Annotated in this window: 7 protein-coding genes and 1 tRNA gene; 4 read left to right on the top strand and 4 right to left on the bottom strand. The window is 70.0% G+C overall.

The genetic code is table 11. The annotated features are described in order from the left end of the window. Window positions 1-66 precede the first annotated feature (66 nt). Window positions 67-139: transfer RNA gene (locus tag ACWDO5_RS34380), tRNA-Arg, on the bottom strand. Between the two features lie 317 nt (window positions 140-456). Between ACWDO5_RS34380 and ACWDO5_RS34375 the strand changes: the two genes are divergently transcribed. The 4 genes from ACWDO5_RS34375 (at window position 457) to ACWDO5_RS34360 (ending at window position 6,079) form a co-directional block, all read left to right on the top strand. Next, on the top strand, window positions 457-2,058 hold the full coding sequence (locus tag ACWDO5_RS34375) for a dynamin family protein (RefSeq protein WP_450534467.1): 1,602 nt from the start codon (window positions 457-459) through the stop codon (window positions 2,056-2,058). 5 nt (window positions 2,059-2,063) lie between these two features. Continuing rightward, window positions 2,064-3,857, top strand: coding sequence for a GTP-binding protein (locus ACWDO5_RS34370; RefSeq protein WP_450534465.1), 1,794 nt, complete (start codon window positions 2,064-2,066; stop codon window positions 3,855-3,857). 119 nt (window positions 3,858-3,976) lie between these two features. Then, complete coding sequence (locus tag ACWDO5_RS34365) at window positions 3,977-4,402, top strand: single-stranded DNA-binding protein (RefSeq protein WP_450534466.1); 426 nt, start codon at window positions 3,977-3,979, stop codon at window positions 4,400-4,402. A 333-nt stretch (window positions 4,403-4,735) separates the two neighbouring features. Beyond that, complete coding sequence (locus ACWDO5_RS34360; RefSeq protein ID WP_450534464.1) at window positions 4,736-6,079, top strand: LAETG motif-containing sortase-dependent surface protein; 1,344 nt, start codon at window positions 4,736-4,738, stop codon at window positions 6,077-6,079. A 323-nt stretch (window positions 6,080-6,402) separates the two neighbouring features. Here the strand turns inward: ACWDO5_RS34360 and ACWDO5_RS34355 are convergent, their stop codons facing one another. From ACWDO5_RS34355 to ACWDO5_RS34345, 3 genes are all read right to left on the bottom strand, one after another. Continuing rightward, window positions 6,403-7,665 (bottom strand): tyrosine-type recombinase/integrase, encoded by a 1,263-nt coding sequence (locus ACWDO5_RS34355; protein ID WP_450534463.1) that lies wholly within the window; start codon window positions 7,663-7,665, stop codon window positions 6,403-6,405. Further along, on the bottom strand, window positions 7,665-7,865 hold the full coding sequence (locus tag ACWDO5_RS34350) for a helix-turn-helix domain-containing protein (protein ID WP_450534462.1): 201 nt from the start codon (window positions 7,863-7,865) through the stop codon (window positions 7,665-7,667). Before ACWDO5_RS34350 ends, ACWDO5_RS34355 begins: the two co-directional genes overlap by 1 nt. Window positions 7,866-7,867: 2 nt before the next feature. Next, the coding region (locus ACWDO5_RS34345; RefSeq protein WP_450534461.1) for a replication initiator at window positions 7,868-8,563 on the bottom strand (696 nt) is incomplete at its 5' end.

Below are 8,563 nucleotides of genomic sequence, written 5' to 3'. Positions count from 1 at the left end.
GCTAGAGTGCCCCTTAACTGCGCCACGCCCTCCGCGAGTACGGGATTGGCGCCGCACAAGAAGGGGCGCCCCCGGCAGGACTCGAACCTGCGGCCAAGCGCTTAGAAGGCGCCTGCTCTATCCACTGAGCTACGGGGGCCGGATCGTGGCCTCGGTGGCCTGGAGCCCCTGGTGGGTGGTTCCGTGACCTTGCCGGGGACAAGGATAGGGCTCCGATCGCCTTGACCCGGTTGCTTCACCTGCGTGGCACGATGTGTAGGTTCAGTGAAGCGAACCGATAATCGCAGGCAGGTGCGATTTATGCACCGCTTTTGACGTCTCACGTCTCGGGTGTTGTGCACTCGTTATGCCTGCGCCCCACTCGTCCCATCTGTCCCGTCTGTCCGACCGGCGCGCAGAGAGGGTCATACGCTTCAAAAAGCCGCCAAAATTGGGCATTCTTCGCATGTGGTGACCTTGGATGCACGGCCTCAGCTGATCGACGCACTCTCCGCCCTCCGCGACCGTGTCGCCGCCGTGCGTCTCCCTCTCCCCCTTCCCGGTGCCCCGCGCGCCCGGCAGACGCGCGCAGAGCTTCTTGCGCAGCTCGACGACTACCTCGTGCCCCGGCTCAAGGAGCCCGAAGCGCCGCTGCTCGTGGTAGTCGGCGGATCCACCGGGGCCGGGAAGTCGACGCTCGTCAACTCGCTGGTGGGGCGGCGGGTCAGTGAGGCCGGGGTGCTGCGGCCCACGACGCGTACGCCGGTGCTCGTGTGCCACCCCGACGATCATCACTGGTTCGCGGGGATGCGGGTGCTGCCGCACCTGACGCGCGTATGGCTGCCGCAGCAGGAAGAGGCAGATGGGGCGGAGGACGGCGGGCGGGAGGGGGATGAGGAGAACTCTCTGCGGATCGAGACAGCCGTCACCCTGCCCCGCGGGCTCGCGCTCCTGGACGCACCCGACATCGACTCGCTCGTCGTCGAGAACCGGCTGCTGGCCGCCGAGTTGATCTGCGCCGCGGATGTGTGGGTGATGGTGACGACCGCATCGCGGTACGCGGACGCCGTGGCGTGGCATCTGCTGCGTACGGCCAAGGAGTACGACGCCACGCTGGTGACCGTGCTCGACCGGGTGCCACACCAGGTGATCACGGATGTCTCGCGGCAGTACGCGGCGCTGCTGACCAAGGCCGGTCTCGGGGAGGTGCCGCGGTTCACCATCCCGGAACTGCCCGAGTCGGCGGGCGCGGGCAGGGGGCTGCTGCCCACCACCGCCGTGGCTCCCCTCTTCGCCTGGCTGGCGCACCGGGCGCAGGACCCGGCGGCCAGACAGCAGACCTTGGCGCGTACGGCGACGGGCGTGATCGACTCGCTCAATGCGCGGATGCCCGAGCTCGCGGCGGCAGTGGCGGGGCAGTACGCGGCGGCCGTACGGCTCACGGGGGCGGTCGAGGAGGCGTACGAGAAGGAGCGCGAGCGGGTACGCACGCAGCTCCGGGGTGGGGCGGTGCTCGCCGGGGACGCGCGGACCCGCTGGCGTGGCTATCCACGCGACAGCAGCGCGGGCGAGCTGCTGGACTCGCTGGTCGGCAGCCTCTCCGCCCTGCTGCAGTGTGCCGTCGCCGCCGCCGACGAGCGCGTCCAGGAGGCCTGGCGGCGCGAGCCGGCCGCGCGGGCGGTTGTCGCCCGGGGGCGGCTGGATCTGGAAGCGGCCGAGCGGATCGGGATCGCCGTACGCCGCTGGCGGCGGGAGTTGGAGGAGCTCGCCGAGGAGGAGGTGCGCCGGCTGGACAGGAGTGTCGCGCCCGACCCCGAGGCGGTGGCCGCACTGGTCGCGGCCGCGTTGCTCGGCGGGCGGCGGGCCCGCGGCGCCGGGGAGCGGCTTGCCGAACGAATCGGGGCGCAGGGCGCGCTGAAGCTGCGCGACAAGGGCGGCGAGCTGATGACGACGTACATCGACGGCGTACTGCACAGCGAACGTGACCGCCGCCTCGCACCCCTCGACGCACTCGAAGTGACCCCTGAGCCGCAGGCCGAGCTGATCGCCGCGCTTTCCGTACTGCAGAAGGAGAGGTGACGGCGGTGACCGCCATCACGGACGAACGCGCTGACGACGAGAACGAGGAAGGCGTCCGCTGGGACGACGGGCTGATCGCCCGGCGTGCGGGCGGCCCGGACGGCGCCGGGGAGGACGGGACGGAGGACCCGTCGGGCGAGGTGCATGTGCCGATCGGTGGGGCGTACGTCGGGCCGCTACGGGTACGGCTGGATGCCCTGCGCGAACTGATCGGCCTTTCGCGGACCCGGCTGGACGGCGAGACTCTCGCCGAGGCGGGACGCGTCCTCGACGAGGCCGCAGCCCGGCAGCGGCTCTCCTCACGGCACACTGTCGTCGCCATCGCGGGTGCGACGGGGAGCGGGAAGTCGACGCTCTTCAACGCGCTCGCCGAAGTGCCGATCTCGGAGACCGGGCTGCGCAGACCCACTACCGCCGCGCCGATCGCCTGCACGTGGTCGGAGGGCGCGGCCGGGCTGCTGGACCGGCTCGCCATCCCGCCACGGCTACGGCGAAGGCCCCTGGCCGGCGGCGACGAGGAGCTGTACGGGCTGGTGCTGGTCGATCTGCCCGACCATGACTCTGCCTTGGTCAGACACCGGGAGCAGGTGGACCGGGTACTGGCACTGGTGGACGCGGTGATCTGGGTCGTCGACCCGGAGAAGTACGCGGACGCCGCCCTGCACGAGCGGTATCTGCGGCCGCTCGCCGGGCATGCGGAGATCACGTTCGTGGTGCTCAACCAGATCGACCGGCTGCCCGGCGAGGCCGCTGACCAGGTGCTCGACGATCTGCGGCGGCTCCTCGACGAGGACGGCATGGCCCTTGGCGAACACGGCGAGCCCGGCGCCACCGTGCTCTCGCTCTCTGCGCTGACCGGGGAAGGCGTCGGCGAACTGCGCGAGCTGATCGGGAAGTTCGTACAGGACCGCAATGCCGCAGCGCGCCGGCTGTCCGCCGATGTCGACGCGGCGGCGGCGAAGCTCCGTTCGGTGTACCTCCCCGACGGGAACACCGGCCTGCATGAACGCTCGCGCGAGGACTTCGCGGCCCGGCTGTCGGAGGCGGTCGGCGCGAACGCGGCGGGTGAGGCGGCGGAGCGCGAGTGGCGCAGGAACGCCAGCCGGGCGTGCGGGACGCCGTGGCTGCGGCTGTGGCGCTGGTACGAGCGCACGCGTACGCCGGGGAGCGGGGTGCCGGAGCGCGCGGCGCCGGTGGAGTACGAGCTCACGGCACGGCAGAGGGTCGAGCAGGCGGTGCGTACGGTCGCGGACGAGGCGGCCGCGGGGCTCCCCGCGCCGTGGGCGCAGGCGGTGCGTGAGGCGGCGGTGCGCGGGGCCGAGGGGCTGCCGGAGGCGCTGGACGAGCTGGCCGTGCGCGAGGCGGCGGCGACCAGCAGGCGGCCGCTGCGGCCCGCGTGGTGGCCGGCCGCCGTGCTGGCGCAGGCGTCGATGACGCTGGTTCAGATCTTCGGGGGACTGTGGCTGGTGGGCCAGATCATCGGTGTACTGGAGCCGGGGCTGCTGCGGCCGGTGATGCTGATGCTCGCCGGGATCGTGGGCGGGCCGCTGGTGGAATGGGCGTGTGCGGCGGCTGTACGGGGGCCGGCGCGGCGATACGGGCAGGACGCGCAGCGGCGGCTGCGTGAGGCGGCCGCCGGGTGCGGCCGGGCGAAGGTGCTGGACCCGATCGCCGGGGAGCTCATGCGCTACAAGGAGGTGCGGGAGCAGTACGCGACCGTGTCGGGGAAGGCGGGGGCCGGCAGGGCTGGGGGCGGTTCGGGGGTTGGCAGGGGCGGGACGGTCCGGCTTCTGGGGTGACGGGGTTTTCCACAACGGTGCGGTGGTCCACAGGCGTCGGCGGGATCTTCCCGTCCGGTCCAGCATGGAGATCGGTCAGGACGGACCGGGCCGAGCGACCGAACGGGGAGGTGGCCGTGGTGAACGACACGATGGTGACGGTGGTGGGCAATGTCGCCACGAATGTGGAGTACCGGGAATCGACGGCGGGAGGCATGGCGCGATTCCGTTTCGCGGTGACACCGAGGCGATACGACCGGCAGGCCGGAAGCTGGACGGACGGGCACACCAGCTTCTACACGGTCTTTGCCTGGCGGTCCCTCGCCATAAATCTGGCCGGGTCGGTCTCCGTCGGTGAACCTCTTCTCGTCCATGGGCGGTTGAGGGTGCGCGAGGAGGAGCGGGAAGGGCAGCGCAGGACGTCCGTGGACATCGACGCGGTGGCGGTGGGACACGATCTGACGCGCGGGACCGCGGCATTCCGGCGGGTGGTGAAGGCGGAACCGAATCTGACGCACCGTCCCACGCCCGAGGAGGCGCAGGTGACGCCGACACCCGTGGCCTGACCTGGAGTTGGGTGGATTTGTCGATTCAGAAACGGCGATACGGCCGTGTCCGGACGAGCATCGATAACGATTCCGAGTCGGAATGGTTGCCTGACGGTATGACGGGGGACTGGGGTGCGCTGCGTCCTTAGGATTTCGGCGTACTCACGGGTCACTTGAGTCTGCAGGCGAGGCACTCCCCCCACGCGTCACACGCGCACGTGGATCCCACGTGAACACGCGCTCGTACGCGAATAAGGACCTCGCTCGGAGGGGAATTCTGTGTTTGCTTTGTTCTCTGCGTCAGTTGTACGCAGGCGGGGCGCTGCTCGTCGTCTTGCTGCCGCGGCTTTGATGTCGGGCCTCATCGCGAGCGGCTCCATAGCCGGTGCGGGTGCGGCAGCCGCCGACGACGGTGTCCAGCACCAGGGTGGCGCGGTCGCCACTCTCGATGGGCTGAAGACCTATGACCGCGCCGTGCTCCGCACGGACGGCAAGAATCGCGAAATACCCGCCGGGGTCTTCGAGATGACTGTCGACGGCGGCGGTCAGCTGAAGACGTACTGCATCGACATCAATAACCCGACCCAGGACCAGGCGAAGTACCTGGAGACCCCCTGGAACCAGACGTCGCTGGGCGGCAACGAGAACGCGGGCAAGATCCGCTGGATCCTGCAGCACTCCTACCCCCAGGTCGACGATCTGGGGGCGCTGGCCAAGGACGCGGGCAGCGGCGCGCTCTCGGAGCGCACCGCGGCGGCCGGCACTCAGGTCGCCATCTGGCGCTTCTCGGACAAGGCGGACGTCGAGGCGCTCGACCCCGCGGCGGAGAAGCTCGCGGACTGGCTGGAGAAAGACGCCCAGGACGTGGCGGAGCCGAAGGCCTCGCTCAGCCTGGAGCCGAACGCGGTCTCCGGCAAGGCGGGCGGGCGGCTCGGTCCCGTGACGGTCCGCACGGACGCCGGCCAGGTCTCGGTGGCACCGCCGGCCGACGCGGCCGCCAGCGGGATCAAGGTCACCGACGCGGCCGGCAAGCCCGTCACCTCCGCCGTCGACGGCACTCAGCTGTACTTCGACGTGCCGGCCGGTTCGGCGGACGGTTCGGCGACGCTGAGCGCGCAGGCGACCACCTCCGTGCCGGTGGGCCGGGCGTTCGCTGGAGCGACCAAGAGCCAGACCCAGATCCTGGCCGGTTCCAGCGAGTCCACGGTCTCCGCGAACGCGACGGCCACCTGGGCCAAGGCGGGCGCGATACCGGCGCTCTCGGCGGAGAAGAACTGCGCCAAGGGCGGCGTGGACATCACCGCGGAGAACAAGGGCGACGCTCCGTTCACCTTCGAGCTGGCGGGCGTGAAGTACACGATCCCGGCCGCGTCGTCCAGGACGGTTACCGTTCCGGTCGCCGAGGACCAGGCGTACGACTTCACCATCACCGGGCCCGACGGCTTCAAGCAGAACTTCAAGGGTGTGCTGGACTGCAAGACCACCGGCACCCCGAGCCCGGGCACGGATACCCCCTCGTCCCAGCCCAGCCCGGCCTCGGCCGGCGGCACGTCCTCGGGTTCCGGGGGCGACCTCGCCGAGACGGGCAGCTCCAGCGCCACCCCGATGATCGCGGGCGTCGCGATCGCGCTCGTCGTGATCGGCGGCGGCGCGGTGTTCTTCCTCCGTAAGAAGCGGGCGACAGCCGGCGAGTAGTGACCACGCGTAAGTGCGGCGTGACACTGTGCTGACGACGGCCCCGGTGCGAAGCGCGCACCGGGGCCGCCGCGTTGAGCCGGTGCGGCTCGCCGACGCCACGCCCCTGATCGTTCTGTGCCGGAGGCGTCGCCTGGTCCGGACCGCACCGGCTGGGCATGAGTCGTGGGCTGCTCTCCTCCGGCGGCTGACCTCCGGGGGCTGAGCCAGCCACCGGTTTCCGTCGGGGGATGGACGTACGGCAAGATGGGGTGGTGTTACTTGCCGACCTTGGGCATGAAACAGCCCCTCACCAGCGGGTTTCCCGTCGATGAGGGGCCGTGTCAGGCGGCTTGGGCCGTCTCTGGGCCGTCATGGGCGTGACCGGCGGCCCGGTACATCGCGCTGACGGCCTTGCGGGTCCTGGTCTCGCTGCTGGGCATCAGGTGCGTGTAGACGCGGAGCGTGAACCCTGGATCGCTGTGCCCGAGATAGAGGCTCAGTGCCTTGATGTTCTCGCCGGCGTCCAGGAGGACCGAGGCGTAGAAGTGCCGCAGAGCGTGCATCCCGTGCTCGCGGGCGACGTTGTGACGTCGCCCCTTCTCCGGGATCGGGATGATGCCGGCCGATGCGAGAGCCGGTTTCCACGCCTGGTCGTTGAATGCGTTGCTCCACAGGGCTTTGCCGACGCCGTTCGTGAAGACGAGGCGATGCGTCACCTTCGGCCCGGTAGGCGTGAGCCAGGGCAAGGTCACGTCGACAGGCGGGAAACACGTCATGTGCTCTGTCAATGCCGCCGATACCTCGGGGTCGAGGGGAACGTCACGCAGCTTGCCTCGCTTTGGCGGGGCGAACACGAGCGTGCCGCGGATCTTCTTGACCTGCTGCCGTACGTAGAGCCAGCCGAGCTCTCCGATGTTGTCGACCGCGAGACCGAAGATCTCGCCCTGCCGCAGACCGCACCCCCCGCCGACATCGGTCATGGCCTGGTACCGCTCAGGCAGTCCGGCCCGCACTGTGAACACCTGCGATGCCGACCAGGGATGCACGCGTGATGGCGCCGGACGCGGAGCCTTGACGGAGCGGGCTCGGCACGGGTTCGAGGCCAGGAGACGGTCATCTACGGCCGCGTTGAGAACGGAGGAGACCGCGTCGAAGATCAGACGACGGTAGGAGGTCGACGCCACTGACTCTTCAAGCTGACGGTTCCAGTCCCGGATGTGCTCCGGCTGGAAGGACCCGATCGGCCGCGTCCCGAGGTAGGGAATGGCGTGAAGACGTAGGCGACCTTCGACAGCGGCCCGGCTCGTCAGATCGGTGGTCAGCGCTGCGATCCAGCGTTCCGTGTACTCCCGAAAAGTCGTCCGCGCTGCACGAGGATCGATGTACTGGCCGCGTGCCATGTCAGCTTCGATGTTGGTCAGCCAGGCATCGGCCAAGCGCTTTTGCTTGTCAGGGAAGCTCTTGGACTTCTCTGTGCCGTCCGGGCCGATGTAGCGCGCTCGATAGCGCATACCGCTGCCGTGACGTTCCGTCTTGACCTTCACCGGCTGCCCGTCCGAGTGGATTTCCACCCTGTACCAGCGGTCTTGGATGTGTCCGGCCATCAGGCGGCAGCCCCTTCCCGCAGGGACTCGACCCAGGAGCGAACGTCGTCCGGGTCGTAGCGAAGGTGCCGGCCGACCCGGAAGCCGTGGGGGCCGGTGCGCTTGCGGCGCCACTGGTAGACCGTTTCGACGCTGGGCAGGTCGAACATCTCCACCAGGTCGTCAGGCGTCAGGTACCGGCTGGGAAGTTGCACTGCCATGGTCACCACTCCTTCTCGTCGGTCAGGGTTCCGAGTTCTTGGCGAGCTGTTTCGCGGTTGAGCTGGATGTCGCGGGCGATGGTGGCGGCGAGGGCGGATTCGCCGGGGGTGTGGCCGTGTCCGGCGTACTGCCAGGAGGCGAGGACGAGCACGGTGTCCGGGTCGTCCACGGCCTCTTGTTCTTGGGCGGCTCGGTAGTCGGCGCGGATCTGGCGCAGGGCGCCGAGGGTGGTGGAGTAGCGGCGGGATTTGGTGGAGAAGTGGCCGCGGAAGCCGAGCATGTGGGCCCAGGCTCCGAGTTTGCGGTCGGGGTAGAGGGGGGCGAGGTCGAGGCAGGCCTCGATGAGGCGGCGCGGGTGGTTGGGTACGTCGAGGAGGTCGAGGACTTCCCGGTTCCCGATCCGGCGGTCGAGGCTGCCGGTCGATTCGGCCGCTTTGGTGGCGTACTTGGCGACGTAGGAGGCGACCGCCTGCTCGGTGATGTCGTTGCCGTCGTCGAAGGCGCGGACGGGTCGGATGTCGAGCTGACTACCCCAGCGAAAAGGCCGGCACGGCTGGTCTCCGGCGGCAGGCACCGTGATGGTGGTGTACGAGTGGGCGACGGCGGCGCGGATCGAGTCGGTGAGCACGGCGACCGTGGCCCAGGAGGGCGGCGGGGAGTCGGGCCCGTCCGGTCCGTCGAGGCGGATCACGGCGTG

It is taken from the genome of Streptomyces sp. NPDC000880, from assembly GCF_053599675.1.
This window is presented reverse-complemented; position numbering and strand designations above follow the sequence as displayed.